Raw genomic sequence first — 15,741 nt, 5'->3', positions numbered from 1 at the left:
TGATGCAAACCGAATTAACGGCAGAAGCAATTTATAAACAAGAATTTAAAACGGCACTACGAGGTTATTCGCAAGAAGAAGTTGATCAATTTTTAGACGTGGTCATCCGGGATTATGAAAAAATGATGAAAGAAATCGAACGTCTTCAAAAAGAAAATGACTCATTGCGTCGCGAGCCTGCACCTGTTGCGGAACCTGCTAAACCGGCACAGCCGGTTGCGTCTAACTATGACATGCTGCGCCGTATCTCAAATTTAGAAAAAGCGGTCTTTGGTAAGCAAGTAGGGCCGAGTGAATAATCAATAATGAATAGGGGGTGGAGTCAATGTTGCAAGTGTTAACGGCCACGGAGAAACAACCTGTTAAACAACAGACAAAAAAGCTGTTTCGTATGAAAGAAGAAGTGATGAAGGCACCGACAAGCTATACAGATCGTCTCGTCGAGAACATCAGACAAACATGTCGATTTGACTGGATGATGATTGAACAAGTCGAATTTGGCGAGGATCTCGTTCATTACGTGCTCGTCGGGCCGAAAGGTGTATTCTTGATTCAATTAAATCGAACTCCAGCCCCTGTCCATTTGACGAACCGTGAGTGTCGGACGGAGACGTCTATGGGATGGAAGCACATCTATCCACATCCTGTCACGGAGCTAGAGCGAATGACTAAACAAGTGCGGGCACGGTTGAAGAAAGAGTGTGGACAAGCGATTCCGGTCTATTCCTTCTTGATCTTCCCGGAGACGGAACAGTTGAAGCTCAAGCGGGTCAAGGCCAATTGTGGCGATTCTTTCACACTCGTCGATCAGGTCATCAGCAAAACGACTCTTGAAACGTTGACGGAGCCGCTCGTCAAACAAATCGCTTACTACTGCTCAGAAAGACAGATACATAAATAAGAAGATGGCCGAGTGAGATGCATTCGGCCATCTTCTTATTTTAAAAGTTCTCTTGCTTTTGCGGCATCATCTCGATGTACGAATAGCGCGACACGATCGTCTAAATTTTTAGCGAGCGGTTTTAACAATTTACCGGTCGGAAGTCCTTGTTCGATACGACATGTGATTTCCTGTTCTGTCAGGTAATGATAATCAGCTAATAACTCTTCGCCCTGTTTCCCGAACGCTTCACCGAAGCGAACCCATTTTAAGTTGCGAATCGTACGAATCGTGACTAAAATGATGAACAAGATGGCGAGCACAATGATGAGTAATGTTTCCAACGCATTCAACCCCTTCTTTACACAAGTTTAATAGGGTGACGAGTTGAAAGCAATACGAACGGAACGTTATACTAAAATGGAAAAGAGGGGATTATATGAAAAAACCGATTCAATCGAGACGAGAGGCGATCTCGCTCTTAGAAAACCAGCAAGTACTCTACGTTCGGATTCATAATGGACAAACGGGCATGATCAAGTTGACGGAGGAAGGCATTATCGTCGCCATCCCGAATGAAGAGACTGACAAGGTTGACTTTCGCAAGCTAGAAGACATCGAGGCATTCGAAGCATTCTACGATTTGACGCTCTCGAAACCTGGTATTCTGTATGTGAATGTTGAAGAGTAAATGACATGGAGAGCTTCACCAATTTGGTGAAGCTCTCCATTTATACACCCTTAAGATGGTGGAAGCCAGACAGCCAACTTGTCCTGTAACGGTTTTAGACGGACGTGGTGTTGCTTGTGCAACAAATAGCCGTCCGGACGGATGACTAGAATACCACGTTTCATAAAGAGTGACTTGGCAAGCTCATTCCCTTGGTCGAAAAATGGACGGCTTGTCTTGGACAATGAGATAGTCTGAAGGAACGGGTGATACTCATTTAAGTATTCATAGATTGGCGTCAAATCACGTTTGCCATCGTCAAATACGAGCACTTGAAAGCGCCCATCGGCGATCTCTGAAATCTTCGTCCGAAATCCATCGTCGGTTCGTAAAATTTCAGTCTCTGGGAATATTTTTCCTTCGGCGACGCGACGAAACGGCATACGCAACGCTTTTGGGTACGATAGATGAAGTTGCGAGATTCGTTCCGTGATCTTTTGATTGACGAGATTGACTCGTGTGAAGACATCAGCCCCGATCGCTTGAAACGGTAATAGCATCGGGAGTGTCGTCTGGAGCATCTCAGTTGCGAAATTCGTCGTCTGTAGAACATTCCTTGCCACATACTCACGCTCATTCCGATACGTCGAGACGACTTGATGCGGTGCGCCTGTCTTCAAATGGAGCCATAGCTTCCAACCTAAGTTGAATGCATCCGCAATCCCGGTGTTCATTCCTTGTCCCCCGACCGGTGAATTGATATGAGCGGCATCGCCCATTAGGATGATGCGATTATGGATGAACGTATCAACCATTCGATTATGAACCCGAAAGAGCGAGAACCATTCGACATCGTGTATGCGAACTGGCATATGACTACGTTGTTCCACAAATTGTTGAAGGTCCGATTCGACGAACGACTCATCGGTCCGTAAGTTTCCCGTGATTCGAATCGTTTCATCCGTGAGTGGAAAGACCTCGAGTACTCCTCGATCCGAGAAGAAAATATGCACCTCTTCACGAGAAATGGGCCAATCTGCTTTCAAATCTGCTAATACCCACGCCTCTTTAAACGACTTCCCACTGAATGGGAGAGCGAGCATTCGACGGATGGAACTATTGGCGCCATCTGCAGCAATGACATATTTAGCTTCGACAGAACGATGAGCTCCGTCTTCAGCAGTCAAATGTGCGATCGTCCGCGATGGATATTGTGTGATGGAAGACAGTGACTCTCCGCGTCTCACTGCGTGGCCATGTTTTAGCAAGGCACGCTCTAAAATTTCTTCTGTTTCATTTTGACGCAACAGTGTCACGAACGGATACGGAGTGACAAGCTTTGAAAATTCGAGCTTTGCCGTCCATTGACCTGAGAAATAGAGATTTCCCCGCTCAATCGTACGGGCCCGTTCGAGTACTTCTTGGGCGACGTCTAATCGAGAAAACACCTCAATTGTCCGTGGTTGAATCCCGATGGCTCGAGAATTATCCGACGGGGTCGTCTTTCGGTCGATGATTTGAAATGAGACGCCATATCTTGCCAAGGTCAGTCCGAGGGTAAGGCCGGTAGGTCCGGCTCCGACGATTAGTACATCCACTTGTTCATTCAAAGTGATCAACTCCTATCATTAATAATGATATTTCCGACATTAGCAGCGATTAAACGAAAAGTAGGGTATAGAACGGTATAGGATATTCGATGATGGAAGGTGAGTGAACAGTGTGCAGCCATTGATTAATGAAGACCAAATTCGAAATAGCTTTACAATGGAAGAAGATTACGAACAGACAGCAGCGGTTTTGATTCCGCTCGTAGAAATAGAGAAGGAATGGCATGTCGTCTTTGAAGTACGTGCCCATACGATGCGGCAGCAGCCCGGCGAAATTTCTTTTCCGGGAGGACGACTTGAAAAAGGAGAAACACCTGTTGAAGCCGCCGTTCGAGAAACGTGTGAGGAATTAGAGATTACTTCTGGTCAAGTTGAAGTCATCGGTAAATTAAGGCCACTTGCCACACCCCATCGACAATTGATTTATCCGTTTGTCGGGATGTTGTCACGGCTTCCAACTGCACAGGGAACGGATGAAGTTGATCATTTATTTACCGTTCCTTTATCTACATTACTTATGATAGACCCGTTCCATGGTGAGATGGAGTGGACGATGAACCCAGATCAAAATATCCCACTTGATCGCTTGGCAAATGCTAAAGCGTACGAAAAACGGGTAATTAAAATGAAAGAACCCTTTTATGAACACGATGACTACATCATTTGGGGGCTTACTGGAAAATTTTTGACACAATTTATTCAACGCATAAAAGAAAACGTATTCAAACCGACATAATTTCGTTATAATGATAGAAACAAATTTAGATTGGAAGTGAATGGGTGTGTCTGAAGAATTCCTCGTAGGTGATATCGTGAAGTCGACTCGTGAAGGATGGGTTGCTGAAGTGACCGCCGTACTGACCAATACCGTGATCGCAGACGTATCGATTATGGAAGAATTTCAACAACTCGGGCTCGAGTTTGAAAAACAAGTTTTATTAAAATCAGAATTAGAATTGATTGAACGCGCCAGCTGACCTTTTTTTTGAAAGGGATGATTGAGGTGTCCATTGACAAAAAAGTTCGTGAATGGCAAGAGGCGGGATTGTTAGATGAATCGACCGGTAAAAGACTAGTCGACTATGAACATAAACAACGGGCGGCTAGTGAGCGAAACAATCACAAGCCGCCCGTTTTAGTTATTGTCGGGTCGATTTTATTAGCGCTCAGTCTATTTAGCTTCGTCGCAGCCAATTGGCAGGCGATTCCCGACCTTTTAAAGATTGGACTATTTCTTCTTTTTATGGTTGGATTTTATGTGTTTGCCGAACGAGTTCGCTTGAAAACCCCGAGGTATGTCATATTATTACGCGTGTTAGGATTCGTCTTTTTTGTGGCGACCATGGCGGTCATCTTTACGACGTATAATCTGTCGGGGCAGTTGACCTTGCTGTTTTGGATACTCTTCACGATGGCAGTCCTTCACCGAATCATGTATGAGCACGTCATCTTTTCCATCATCTCCGCTATCACTGCGTTCATGGCTGTCACAAACAGTTTCGAAGGCATCGGGTTGACGTTAATTGGATTTGCACTCATCGTGACATGGGTATGGTTCCATTTTGTGGAAGAATCGTTAGATCGGACGTTTGCTTGGCTTACCTTTTACGGATTATTTAACATCTTTGGTCAATATGTGGACTATGAAGGTAGACTATGGCCACTTTGGTCTCTTGTTATCCTCCATGTGCTTCTCTTGTTTTATCGAAAACAAGCCGGGTGGCAATCTGTATATCTGTTTGTCGCAGCTGTTTTGTCGATTGGATATTTAGTAAATGTAACGGGAAGCTGGCTTTCTCAAAGACCACCATCCATTCTTGAGGCAACACTCCTTTCTATTTCATTCGTTGCGATCTATTTAATCCATCGTCGAAACGACCTTTTGTGGGTATGCTTTCTTGCTGTAATCCCATTTGCGCTATTCGAAGATTCAGGTGTGTTATTGGCAGTGATGATCGAAGTCATTGCACTCACGTACCTCGTTCGCCAAGATATGACGAGACAACCCACCATCTTCGCCTTTATCTATTTTTTAGTCGTCCAAATGACGATTTATTTCATTTATGTTTGGGACCGTTTGGATGTATCCCTCTTCTTCTTAATCGGTGCACTGATCGTCTTTGCGTTGTCACTCGGATTATGGTGGCGTAATCGTACAAGAAAGGGTGTGACGACATGAAACGGTTGTCTATGTGGGTCATTCCGGCCGTACAAGTTATGATTGCCATTTTGTTTGTCATCCTCGTCTATGCCATCTCATGGGTAGGGGAAACGTACACGTTTAAGGGAACTTCGTTTGAACCGTTCGATCCATATTTTGGAGACTCGATCTATCTTGAATATGACGAGTTTGAAGGACGACAAAATGTGGAGGCGGGTACGGTTTACGTCTCGTTCGAGCAAGGGGAAGACGGATTTGCTGTGATTGACCGAGTTGAGTCAAAACCGTTTCTCGGAGGAGTACGGGCGAACTATTATGACCGTATTCTTTATATAGAAGAAATGGGGTCGTATCGTGTCCCTCAAGATGAAATGGATGCGGTCGAAGGTGAAAATTCTTTTACGGTTCAAGTCGATGTTGCGCCGTGGGGGATGCTCAGATTGCATGATTTGAAGCCAATTGAATAAGTGAAGAGCATGACAGGGAGATTACAGATTTGTTACAAGTGTTATTGTAACGAATCTGTAATTTTTATGTGAAACCTTGCAATAGCAACGTTTTTCGCAATTGTTACAATCTGTAACCACTTTTCATGTCATATGTCAGGATTATTTCACTTCGATAAAATAGCTACTCCAAGATGACGTGTCGTGGTAAATTAACATCTGTTCGTTACATAACGAGAAAGGTGATGACCTTACTACGATGAAATTGATTAAATATATGATAGTAATTGGAACCGCGATGATGGGAATGTTCACATTCATGAATCAAGCAGATGCTGCTCAGATCGGAATCGGGACAGAACAGAAAATCGTTCAAAATCCACTTGAATTAGAACGACAAGCGATTGAAGAAGAGAGGCAAAAGGAAATCGCTCGCCAAAAGAAAATTGCCGAAGAGAAACGCTTAGCTGAAGAGAAACGTTTAGAAGCAGAACGTCTCGCTGCAGAGAAAGCGAAGGAAGAAGCAGAGAAGGCGAGACTAGCTAAACTTGAAGCAGAGCGTAAGGCAGAAGAAGAACGTAAAGAAGCGGAAAGAGTGGCGGCACAAAAGGCAGCGGCTTCTTCAAACAAGAACGCTACGGCATCACCAGTGTCTACGACAACGAGTAAAAAAGTCATTACTGTCGAATCGACAGCTTACTCAAACGATGTTGCTGACAATAAGGCGTATGGAGGTCGTGTTTTGACTGCGACTGGTCATGACGTGACTGATTCGATTTATTATAACGGCATGCGAATTATCGCCGTCGATCCTTCTATCATTCCATTAGGTTCAAAAGTGCATATTCAAGGTGTCGGTGATGCAATCGCCCTTGATACCGGTGGCAGAATCAAAGGACATATTGTTGATTTATTGGTCGATTCAAAACAGGATGCGATCCAATGGGGTCGTCGACATATCCAAGTCACTCTTTATTAATTTTGAAGGTTCTCTATTCAGGAGAGCCTTTTTTTGTTTAACAAAGCATAGAAAAGGGCAAAATACTATTTGAATTTCCATTTTGGAAATAGTCGAGGAGGGATTACGTTGATTGAGTTTCGGGATGTATCAAAACGTTATGAAGACGGGACATTGGCCGTCAAAGAGTTAAGCTTAACAGTTCAAAAGGGAGAAATCTTTATATTGATTGGTCCTTCAGGTTGTGGCAAGACTACAACAATGAAAATGGTGAATCGGTTAATCGATCACACAGATGGAAAAATATTGATCGATGGAAAAGAAATCTATCAATTTGATATTTACGAGTTACGTCGTAATATCGGATATGTGTTACAACAAATCGCACTATTCCCACACTTGACAGTAGAAGAAAATATTTCTGTCGTTCCTGAACTATTAAAATGGAAGAAGGATCGAACAAAAGACCGCGTGACAGAGTTGATGGAAATTGCCGGTCTCGATCCGAAATTACGTGCCAAAAAACCTTCAGAGCTATCAGGAGGTCAACAGCAACGAGTTGGTGTATTGCGTGCCCTAGCTGCAGACCCAGAAGTCATTTTGATGGACGAACCTTTCTCAGCACTTGACCCGATTAGCCGCGGACAATTGCAAGACGACATCAAACGATTGAATGATGAACTAGGAAAGACGATTCTCTTTGTCACACATGATATGCAGGAAGCGATGAAGCTCGGTGATCGTATCGCATTGATGCGTGATGGCGAATTGATGCTTGTCGGTACGCCAGAAGAGATATTGGCGAGCGATGACCCATTCGTCTTGGAATTTACACAACGTGGAAGAGGTGAGCTGGATGCTTGAGACGTTCCAAAATAGACAAGGACAGCTTGTCGAGGCACTGATTGAGCACTTACAGCTCTCTGTCGTATCACTTTTAATCGCCGTCTTGATTGCCGTACCGTTAGGAATCTGGCTGACGCGTCGTAAAAAAATTGCTGAAACCGCTATTGGTGTTACTGCCATCATTCAAACGATTCCTTCTCTTGCTTTGCTCGGGTTGATGATTCCGCTCGTAGGAATCGGTGCATTACCTGCAATCATTGCGCTCGTCTTATACGCGCTTCTTCCGATTTTACGGAATACGTTTACAGGTTTGAACGAAGTAGATAAATCATTACTTGAAGCAGCAAGGGCTTGTGGAATGAAGCCGAATCAGAGTTTGATGAAAGTCGAACTTCCGCTTGCTCTCCCTGTCATAATGGCTGGTATTCGAACTGCCATGGTCCTTATCGTAGGAACAGCGACACTCGCTGCCCTCGTTGGAGCGGGTGGGCTTGGTACATTAATTTTGCTTGGGATTAACCGAAATGACAATTACTTAATTTTACTTGGGGCCATACCGGCTGCTATTTTAGCACTATTGTTTGATTTCTTGTTGCGTCAGATGGAAGGTGCAACAGCATCTCGCAATAAAACGAAATTGATTGCCGTCTCAACCGTACTCGCCTTGATTATCATCACTCCGCTCGCATTCGGTCGCTCACAGGAGACGGATTTAGTCGTCGCCGGAAAACTTGGACCTGAGCCTGAAATTCTGATGAATATGTATAAGTTGTTAATTGAAGAAGAAACGGATCTGTCCGTATCAGTGAAACCGAACTTTGGTGAAACGACATTCGTATGGGGTGCTCTGAAATCTGGTGATGTCGACATCTATCCGGAATTTACTGGTACGGCACTCGCTAGTCTCGTAAAAGAGTCACCTGAGTCAAATGATGCACGCGAGGTGTACGAACAAGCGAGAGATGCACTTGCAGAAGACGGGTATGTGATGCTTGAGCCGATGCAGTTTAATAATACGTATGCACTTGCTATTCCACGTGAATATGCAGAAGCAGAGGACATTACTGCGATTTCAGATTTACGAAACGTGGAATCAGATATTAAGGCAGGGTTCACCCTTGAATTTACAGATCGTGAAGATGGATATCCTGGTCTTCAAGATGAATATGGATTTGATTTCCCATCCGTTGTGTCGATGGAGCAAAAGTTGCGTTATCGTGCCATTTCTCGAGGAGACGTCAATCTAGTTGATGCCTACGCAACTGACCCTGATATTGCCGAAAATGACTTGGTCGTTTTAAAAGACGATCGACAGTTCTTCCCACCTTATCAAGGGGCACCCCTCTTGAAAGAAGAAACACTTGAAGAATATCCAGAAATCGAAGATGCCCTTAATCAACTCGCTGGAAAAATCACGGACGAACAGATGTCTGAATTGAACCGACGTGTCGCTTACGGAAATGAGCGTGCATATGACGTAGCGAAAGACTTCTTAGAGCAGGAAGGGTTATTATGAGAGCTTTGATTATTTCGAATCCGAAGTCTGGTACGAGCGAGACGATGCTCGGGGAGGTCATTGGAACGATTGAATCGCTCTATGAAGAAATCACCATCAAGAAGACGCAAGAAATTGGGGATGCACTCCGATTTTCCTCAGAGAGTGGACCTTTCGACCATCTCATCGTGATTGGTGGGGACGGTACGCTGAATGAAGTAGTGAACGGATTGATGACGTTAGAGCGCGAGGAGCGACCTACCGTAGGCATCATACCGGCTGGGACATGTAATGATTTTGCGCGAGCGCTCGAACTCCCAATTCAACCGACACAAGCTGCAAATGTCATTAAGTCGAAACATACGCAACAAGTGGACGTCATTCAAGTGGATGAGATGTATGCCCTCAATTTTGTCGGGATTGGATTGATTGCCGATACATCACGACAAATCGACCCAGATGAAAAGGAATCACTAGGGTCAATCGGCTACTTTTTAGCGACGATTCGACAATTTCGTGAAGCGGATCCGTTTGAAATCCGGTTATATCGAAAAGATGAGCTGCTCTATGAAGGCGATGTAAGTTTTCTCTATATTGGAAACGGTAGCTACCTCGGGACAGTCCCGACGAAGCTTGAGACACAGTCCTTTTCTGATGGACTGTTAGAGGTTGTTCACAGTTCATCAATCGGGTTTCCGATGATTCGACAACTTTTGGCGCAGCAACTCGGTCTCGATCAAAAATCCCCCGAGTGGAATCACTTTCAGGCTTCTCATGTGAAAGTAGAATTGAGTCAACCTCAAATTATCGATATCGATGGTGAACATTTCGAATCTGAACAATTGTCCATCCAGATTCAAGAGAATGCAGTAACATTTTTAACGCCATAAAGCATCAACAGAGAAAAGTATTCAGACTTTTCTCTGTTTTTTGTTGTCCTGATTGTTGAACCGTGTTAGTATTTCACTATTATTATGAAAATGAAATGAAAAACAGGAAGTAGGGGTAATCATGGCGCAAAATTCATTCGCCTCAAAAATTGGATTCATTTTAGCTGCCGCAGGTTCGGCGATTGGTCTAGGTGCGATATGGAAATTTCCGTATGTCACTGGAACTAGTGGGGGCGGTGCCTTTTTACTCATGTTTTTGGCGTTCACGTTATTACTTGGTCTACCATTATTGATTGGAGAGTTCATCGTTGGACGTTCGACTCAAAAGACAGCACTTCTTGCTTTTAAACAATTGGGACATGGACGATGGAGCATCATCGGCTATCTTGGTGTCATTGCCTGTTTCTTGTTGCTTTCCTTCTATAGTGTTATTGGGGGATGGGTCCTCATTTACATCGGACTCGGTTTGAGTGGAACATTAAATGGACGAAGTGCTGACGAATTTGGTGATGTCTTCGGAAGTGTCGTGTCAACACCTGAAATCGCCGTCATCGGACAGTTTTTATTTCTCACGATTACGCTTTTGATTGTCTTACGTGGGGTAGAAGCGGGAATCGAACGGATGAGCAAGATTTTAATGCCGTTATTGTTCATCAGTTTTATAGTCCTCGTTGTCCGCTCATTGACACTTGACGGGGCGATGGAAGGGGTCCGCTTCTTCTTACAACCTGACTTCTCTGCTCTCACAGGGGAATCGGTCTTATTTGCCCTTGGACAAGCCTTCTTCTCCTTATCTCTAGGGGTGGCTGCGATGCTGACATATGCATCTTACATTAAGACGAAAGGGACGCTGAATCGTTCCGCGAACATGATTGTTCTATTGAATATTACCGTTTCGCTCCTAGCAGGTCTTGCCATCTTCCCGGCAGTCTTTGCTTCAGGATTAGACCCAGCTGAAGGACCGGCATTGCTCTTCGTCGTCCTACCGGCGGTCTTCAATCAAGTTCCGCTCGGTGGATTTTTCATGGTATTGTTCTTCTTATTATTCGCATTCGCTTCAATCACGTCTTCGATTGCGATGTTAGAGGTCGTCGTCGCGGGTGTGACCGATCGTCTGAATGAAAAGAAACCGACATGGTCGAAGAAACAAGTAACGGTTACAGCTGCCTTGCTCGTCTTCCTCGTCGGTGTGCCTTCTGCGCTGTCATTTGGGTTATTGAGCGATTTACAAATCTGGAACGGGCGAACGTTCTTCGACACGATGGATTACCTCGTCAGTTATATTTTAATGCCGGTCGGAGCCTTCTTAACGTCAATTTTTGTTGGTTATGTAGTAGACCAACGTATTTTAAAAGACGAGATTCAAACATCTCAGCCAGGTATGAAGCTTTATCCAATCTGGCATGCACTCATACGCTATGTTATACCGGTGACAGTAGGAGTCGTCATGGTATCCACGTGGCTTAACACATAATTGAGGAACCGTAGGCTCTCTAGTCTACGGTTTTTTTCGTCTCGCAACGGGAATGAAGTCGATATAGGTAGTTGTTTCTACACCTGTGGACGGAGGAAACAAAGACTTTTATTATGCTAAAATGATAGAGGTGACGAAACTTTTTTTGATCGGTTTCGTAATGTACAATAGAAGTAACATGAGATGAGGTGAAAAGAATGAAAACATGGATGAAATGGGCCCTGACTGGGGCAGTCATATACTTTGCCATCAACGTATTCGATTTCTCCTGGTTATTCATTATAGTAGGGGCGCTCGTCTTGAACGAAGTCTGGTCAACGAATAAGCGCAAAAACCGTCAGCGAACACCGACAACGGTCGCAAAACGGGCGAAGAAAAAACTGCTGCTTGATGAGGAAGAATCGTTCTCAGGCTCAAGAATCCTAAAACCGATTGAAGATCCTATCTCGGCACGTCAATTCGAGGCGACGGATGATTTAGAACTTCAATTCTTGCAACGGACGATTGAGCAAGGGTATGAGAAACTGCAACAGATTGACCGTGTCTTGCCTGAAATCAAAGATGTAGAAGTAAGGCGAGAAATGAAAGCAGTGTCAAAAGAAGCGCATGAATTGTTCGAGGAACTTTTCGAAAATCCGCAAGACGCGAAGCATGTTCGAGACTTGTTCACATTCTACTTAGATTCCCTCGTCTCGGTCGTCTTGAAATTTAAAGAACTGGAAGGAAAACGGGTCATCATTCAAGAAGAAACTCGAGAACAATTAATAACGAATATGCGGCTAATTGTCGATAAATTTAAAGAACAGCGCGGACGTCTTCTTGAAGATGATGCCGTAGACTTTGAACGTGAACTGATTATGATGGAGCGAGTCTTATCTGATCAGCCGGAAGGGAGAAAAAAGCATGACTTCATCGAATGAAACGAACTGGCAGTCATGGCCGGAAGAAGAGCTGACATCTGATACAAAAACAAAAACTGAGGCAGAGGGGTTTAGCGATCCGTCTGTAGAGTGGTCATCTGTTTCGCAGGCAGAGGAAGTGCCTGCTATCCAAGCGAAGCCAGACGTCCCTCAAGAGCACCGTGAGCGCATCACGCGATTGGCTGAATCAATCGATATTAAAAAGACGGATTCGGTTATGTTGTTTGGGTCGAATGTCCAACGTGAACTGTCACAATTCTCCGACCAAATTTTGACGGAAGTCCGAATGAAAGATGGCGGGGACGCCGGGAAACTTTTGTCAGATTTGATGCAAAACGTCCGAAAGATGGACCCGGACATGCTTCAACCGGAGAAGAAGAGTTTCATGGATAACATCCCGCTCATCGGTCGCGCAAAAAAGAAGGCTGAGAACTATAAACTTCAATTCGAAAAAATGAACGTCTATTTGGAAGAAGTCATCCACAATTTAGATCGTGCCAAGTTCGGTCTAATGAAAGATATCACGATGCTCGATCAAATGTATGACAAAAACAAGCGTTATTTCGAAGAATTAAACGTCTATATCGCAGCGGGTGAAACAAAGCTAGATCATGTACGTGAGCATGAGATTGCGCCACTGCGACATGAAGTGGAAGTTTCTAAAGACCAGTCAAAATTGCAACAATTGAACGACATGATTCAATTGGCGGACCGTTTTGAGAAGAAATTGCATGACTTAAAACTCAGTCGTACCATTAGCCTTCAAATGGCACCGCAAATTCGGGTCATTCAGCAGAATAACCAAATCCTTGCCGAGAAGATTGAATCGGCGGTCGTCAACACGATTCCGCTTTGGAAAAACCAGGTCGTTCTTGCGCTCAGCCTAACGCGTCAGAAGACGGCACTTCGTATGCAGCAGGACGTGACGAAGACGACAAACCAGTTGCTTGAGCAGAACTCGAAGATGTTGAAAGATTCTTCGATTGAAATCGCACAAGAAAATGAAAAAGGGATTGTTTCTGTTGAATCACTGAAAGTTGCTCACGAGAACTTACTTTCAACGTTGGATGAAACATTACGTATTCAACAAGAAGGGAAGCAAAAACGTCGCGACGCCGAGCGTGAACTCGACCGAATGGAGCACGAGCTTAAAGAGAAAGTCATCGAGATCGCCTCGAAAAATAAAGAACTGCCAAAAGACACTGGATACTAAGGAGGAAAGTCTGAGCAATCAGACTTTCCTTTTCTACGAGGAGGGACTTGTGTGGAGAAACAACGATTGTGGGACGAGACGTGGTTGCTGTTTGCCGATATGATGGCCGAGCGACACTCGAAGTGTGCATCCAAGAGCGTGGCATGTGTCATTGTGAAGGATGAAAAACCGATTTCGATTGGCTTGAACGGAACACCTTCCGGTCATACGAATTGTAATGAGATTTATATTAAAAAAGAAGAAGGATTTTATAAGCATGCGAACTATGTGACGTCGACGGACGTTGATATGATCAACGAACCAGCACGACTCATCCGTGACGGTGTGACATATATCAAATGTACGGACCCGTATGATCATCATCACTGGTCGAAACAACATGAAATCCATGCCGAAATCAATGCGATTGGAAAACTGGCTGCTGATTCGACGAACGCCTTCGGTGCGACCGCTTATGTCACCCATTCGCCATGTCACGCCTGTTCACTTGCCCTAATCGCCGCACGAGTCGCACGAGTAGTCTATGCGGTCGGTTACGAGCATGGCGACGGATTAGAATTGATGCGTGACAGTGGGATTGAAGTGCTACATATGCCACTAGAGAAAATGTACAAAAATACATTGTAAACGTTTTCATAAGGTGATATATTATTAATGTACTGCCAATGGTGTTTTACTCTTCCATTATTCGCCCCTCCTCGGAGGGGCCTTTTTTTTGTTCGAAATCAAGTGAGACAAACTTTACACATAATGTTCAATATTTCACAATATATACTCTAAAATCTCTTATATAATGAAAATAGATTCAGGAGAGGGGAAATTGTTTATGGAAAAACTTGTTCGCTTTACAGATGGTGCATATGAAGTAGAAGCCTTGATCACGCTCGAAGAAGTGTGGGAAGATAAATTTGCGATTGGCATGCGTAAAGAGTTGGCTGTCAAATCGTTGACGATTAACGGAAATGAAGTATCTGAGATTAAACATGTTCGAGCTTTACTTCGATATTATCCGACGCTTGGTGTATCAGGAATCTTGTTGGCGCTTGATAAGGCAGCCGCCGAAATTGTCGCTTTGTCGAAAGATCAGGACCCAGCACTACAATATGTTGAGCTCGTAGCCCTCCAAATGGACGAGGCATCTACGAACGATATAAAAACATTGTACGCAGCGATGTGATCTCAATTGGGTGAACAATTTCACCCAATTTTTTATTGCATCTATTTTTCTTTATGGTATGATGTTTACAGATGAAGAAATGGAACGCCATATCGTTGTCAACCATAAGCATGGGGATCTAGATAGCTAGATCGCTGTCAAAAAGCCACGTTCATAGGAACGTGGCTTTTTTTTGTGCGATGATGTCGAATCCAGCCGCCACATCTTGAGCGAGATGTGCATCCGATCCCAATGTGAATGGGATATGTAACTCGCTGGCAGCTTTTGCGAGTCCTGCGACGTAAGGTTCCCCGCAATCCGGTTTTCTGAGTCCGGCCGTGTTGAAGTCGAGTCCAAATCCTCGGTCAGCGATCACCTGTAAGAGGCGTTCTTCTTCCTTTTTTACTTCGGAACGCTTCCAGTCATAATTTTTTTGGTATTTGATTGGTAAATCAATGTGTCCAATCCGAGCGACGTTGATGTTTTCCCATGGGAATCCGAGACCACGTTCGATTGACTTATAATAAGCTTTCATCACATTTTCGAATGAGCCGAGTTTTGTGACGAGCTCATCAAACGTTTCAGCTGAAAAATCAATCGGCATATAGGTGCCATCTACATATAAGAAGTGTTGTGACAAGATGACTTCATCGAGCAACGTTGCGTATGGTTCGAGTAACGCAATCGTCTCTTCCTCAAGGTATGGCAACAAGTCGACTTCTAATCCGATCTTTATGCTTATTACACCTTTGTATTGCTGCTTCATCTGTTGCAATGTATTGAGGTAATCAGGAAGTGAATCAAATGGCATCGCCGAATCTCGATTCGGTACAGGGTCGATAAATGTCTCAGGAAATGGTGCATGTTCTGTAAAAGTGATTGTTTGCAGGCCTTTTTCGATTCCGACTTGAATATATTGTTCAAGTGGGTCTTTTGTACCGTGTGGACAAAATGGAGTATGCACATGTCCATCGTGGGTAAAATCAAACATTTTGTTACACGTCCTTTATAAGTTAATTGGT

At 44.1% G+C, this 15,741-nt stretch carries 18 protein-coding genes and 1 pseudogene; 16 read left to right on the top strand and 3 right to left on the bottom strand.

The features are described from left to right. Positions 1-2: 2 nt before the first annotated feature. Both gpsB and P400_RS0110405 read left to right on the top strand, forming a co-directional pair. Positions 3-299 (top strand): cell division regulator GpsB, encoded by a 297-nt coding sequence (gene gpsB / locus P400_RS0110410; protein ID WP_051546020.1) that lies wholly within the window; start codon positions 3-5, stop codon positions 297-299. Between the two features lie 26 nt (positions 300-325). After that, positions 326-901 carry an NERD domain-containing protein gene (locus P400_RS0110405; protein ID WP_026826135.1) on the top strand — a complete coding sequence of 192 codons (576 nt, stop codon included), beginning with the start codon at positions 326-328 and terminating at the stop codon, positions 899-901. Between the two features lie 35 nt (positions 902-936). On the opposite strand, the gene P400_RS0110400 is transcribed toward P400_RS0110405, so the two are convergent. Next, positions 937-1,224: a hypothetical protein gene (locus P400_RS0110400; protein WP_026826134.1), complete on the bottom strand. Its 288-nt coding sequence runs from the start codon at positions 1,222-1,224 to the stop codon at positions 937-939. Between the two features lie 95 nt (positions 1,225-1,319). On the opposite strand from P400_RS0110400, the gene P400_RS0110395 reads away from it, so the two are divergent. Continuing rightward, positions 1,320-1,571, top strand: a complete 252-nt coding sequence (locus P400_RS0110395) for a hypothetical protein (protein ID WP_026826133.1) — start codon at positions 1,320-1,322, stop codon at positions 1,569-1,571. 50 nt (positions 1,572-1,621) lie between these two features. On the opposite strand, the gene P400_RS0110390 is transcribed toward P400_RS0110395, so the two are convergent. Then, a complete protein-coding gene (locus tag P400_RS0110390) occupies positions 1,622-3,160 on the bottom strand; it encodes an FAD-dependent monooxygenase (protein WP_034771097.1) in 1,539 nt (512 codons plus the stop codon). A 112-nt stretch (positions 3,161-3,272) separates the two neighbouring features. Here P400_RS0110390 and P400_RS0110385 point away from each other — a divergent pair, with 112 nt between their 5' ends. From P400_RS0110385 to P400_RS0110325, 13 genes and pseudogenes are all read left to right on the top strand, one after another. Further along, positions 3,273-3,896 carry an NUDIX hydrolase gene (locus P400_RS0110385; RefSeq protein ID WP_235181848.1) on the top strand — a complete coding sequence of 208 codons (624 nt, stop codon included), beginning with the start codon at positions 3,273-3,275 and terminating at the stop codon, positions 3,894-3,896. A gap of 40 nt (positions 3,897-3,936) precedes the next feature. Then, positions 3,937-4,137, top strand: coding sequence for a DUF2187 family protein (locus tag P400_RS0110380; RefSeq protein WP_026826130.1), 201 nt, complete (start codon positions 3,937-3,939; stop codon positions 4,135-4,137). Between the two features lie 17 nt (positions 4,138-4,154). Next, positions 4,155-5,339, top strand: coding sequence for a DUF2157 domain-containing protein (locus P400_RS0110375; RefSeq protein ID WP_026826129.1), 1,185 nt, complete (start codon positions 4,155-4,157; stop codon positions 5,337-5,339). Continuing rightward, on the top strand, positions 5,336-5,788 hold the full coding sequence (locus tag P400_RS0110370; protein WP_026826128.1) for a GDYXXLXY domain-containing protein: 453 nt from the start codon (positions 5,336-5,338) through the stop codon (positions 5,786-5,788). The genes P400_RS0110375 and P400_RS0110370 overlap by 4 nt, the downstream gene beginning before the upstream one ends. A 238-nt stretch (positions 5,789-6,026) precedes the next feature. After that, the gene (locus P400_RS15870; protein WP_326931475.1) at positions 6,027-6,746 is read left to right on the top strand and encodes a 3D domain-containing protein; all 720 of its coding nucleotides are present in this window, start codon (positions 6,027-6,029) and stop codon (positions 6,744-6,746) included. A gap of 108 nt (positions 6,747-6,854) precedes the next feature. Next, positions 6,855-7,571, top strand: a pseudogene (locus P400_RS0110360) (ABC transporter ATP-binding protein); the annotation flags it as partial. A gap of 10 nt (positions 7,572-7,581) precedes the next feature. Beyond that, a complete protein-coding gene (locus tag P400_RS0110355; protein WP_034771093.1) occupies positions 7,582-9,087 on the top strand; it encodes an ABC transporter permease/substrate-binding protein in 1,506 nt (501 codons plus the stop codon). Next, on the top strand, positions 9,084-9,956 hold the full coding sequence (locus P400_RS0110350) for a diacylglycerol/lipid kinase family protein (protein ID WP_026826124.1): 873 nt from the start codon (positions 9,084-9,086) through the stop codon (positions 9,954-9,956). The genes P400_RS0110355 and P400_RS0110350 overlap by 4 nt, the downstream gene beginning before the upstream one ends. 121 nt (positions 9,957-10,077) lie before the next feature. Continuing rightward, positions 10,078-11,430, top strand: coding sequence for a sodium-dependent transporter (locus P400_RS0110345; protein ID WP_026826123.1), 1,353 nt, complete (start codon positions 10,078-10,080; stop codon positions 11,428-11,430). A 197-nt stretch (positions 11,431-11,627) separates the two neighbouring features. Next, positions 11,628-12,350, top strand: a complete 723-nt coding sequence (locus P400_RS0110340) for a 5-bromo-4-chloroindolyl phosphate hydrolysis family protein (protein ID WP_026826122.1) — start codon at positions 11,628-11,630, stop codon at positions 12,348-12,350. Next, positions 12,334-13,563 (top strand): toxic anion resistance protein, encoded by a 1,230-nt coding sequence (locus P400_RS0110335; protein ID WP_026826121.1) that lies wholly within the window; start codon positions 12,334-12,336, stop codon positions 13,561-13,563. The genes P400_RS0110340 and P400_RS0110335 overlap by 17 nt, the downstream gene beginning before the upstream one ends. 51 nt (positions 13,564-13,614) lie before the next feature. Further along, positions 13,615-14,190, top strand: coding sequence for a deoxycytidylate deaminase (locus tag P400_RS0110330; RefSeq protein WP_026826120.1), 576 nt, complete (start codon positions 13,615-13,617; stop codon positions 14,188-14,190). A gap of 199 nt (positions 14,191-14,389) precedes the next feature. Beyond that, a complete protein-coding gene (locus tag P400_RS0110325) occupies positions 14,390-14,740 on the top strand; it encodes a hypothetical protein (RefSeq protein WP_026826119.1) in 351 nt (116 codons plus the stop codon). Between the two features lie 151 nt (positions 14,741-14,891). Here P400_RS0110325 and hisJ read toward each other — a convergent pair whose 3' ends face one another. Further along, positions 14,892-15,710, bottom strand: a complete 819-nt coding sequence (hisJ, locus tag P400_RS0110320) for a histidinol-phosphatase HisJ (RefSeq protein ID WP_026826118.1) — start codon at positions 15,708-15,710, stop codon at positions 14,892-14,894. Positions 15,711-15,741 lie beyond the last annotated feature (31 nt).

The sequence above is a fragment of the Exiguobacterium marinum DSM 16307 genome (genome assembly GCF_000620845.1).
GTDB lineage: Bacteria > Bacillota > Bacilli > Exiguobacteriales > Exiguobacteriaceae > Exiguobacterium > Exiguobacterium marinum.
The sequence above is the reverse complement of the archived record's forward strand: the minus strand, read 5'-3'. Positions and strand labels throughout refer to the sequence as shown.

What these genes read in the sequence shown, in the direction of transcription:
- P400_RS0110340 (WP_026826122.1), top strand. Translation starts at nt 11,628, where the DNA reads ATGAAAACATGGATGAAATGGGCCCTGACTGGGGCAGTCATATACTTT.
- P400_RS0110335 (WP_026826121.1), top strand. Translation starts at nt 12,334, where the DNA reads ATGACTTCATCGAATGAAACGAACTGGCAGTCATGGCCGGAAGAAGAG.
- P400_RS0110370 (WP_026826128.1), top strand. Translation starts at nt 5,336, where the DNA reads ATGAAACGGTTGTCTATGTGGGTCATTCCGGCCGTACAAGTTATGATT.
- P400_RS0110345 (WP_026826123.1), top strand. Translation starts at nt 10,078, where the DNA reads ATGGCGCAAAATTCATTCGCCTCAAAAATTGGATTCATTTTAGCTGCC.
- gpsB (WP_051546020.1), top strand. Translation starts at nt 3, where the DNA reads ATGCAAACCGAATTAACGGCAGAAGCAATTTATAAACAAGAATTTAAA.
- hisJ (WP_026826118.1), bottom strand. Translation starts at nt 15,710, where the DNA reads ATGTTTGATTTTACCCACGATGGACATGTGCATACTCCATTTTGTCCA.
- P400_RS15870 (WP_326931475.1), top strand. Translation starts at nt 6,027, where the DNA reads ATGAAATTGATTAAATATATGATAGTAATTGGAACCGCGATGATGGGA.
- P400_RS0110380 (WP_026826130.1), top strand. Translation starts at nt 3,937, where the DNA reads ATGGGTGTGTCTGAAGAATTCCTCGTAGGTGATATCGTGAAGTCGACT.
- P400_RS0110405 (WP_026826135.1), top strand. Translation starts at nt 326, where the DNA reads ATGTTGCAAGTGTTAACGGCCACGGAGAAACAACCTGTTAAACAACAG.
- P400_RS0110375 (WP_026826129.1), top strand. Translation starts at nt 4,155, where the DNA reads ATGATTGAGGTGTCCATTGACAAAAAAGTTCGTGAATGGCAAGAGGCG.
- P400_RS0110350 (WP_026826124.1), top strand. Translation starts at nt 9,084, where the DNA reads ATGAGAGCTTTGATTATTTCGAATCCGAAGTCTGGTACGAGCGAGACG.
- P400_RS0110355 (WP_034771093.1), top strand. Translation starts at nt 7,582, where the DNA reads ATGCTTGAGACGTTCCAAAATAGACAAGGACAGCTTGTCGAGGCACTG.
- P400_RS0110395 (WP_026826133.1), top strand. Translation starts at nt 1,320, where the DNA reads ATGAAAAAACCGATTCAATCGAGACGAGAGGCGATCTCGCTCTTAGAA.
- P400_RS0110325 (WP_026826119.1), top strand. Translation starts at nt 14,390, where the DNA reads ATGGAAAAACTTGTTCGCTTTACAGATGGTGCATATGAAGTAGAAGCC.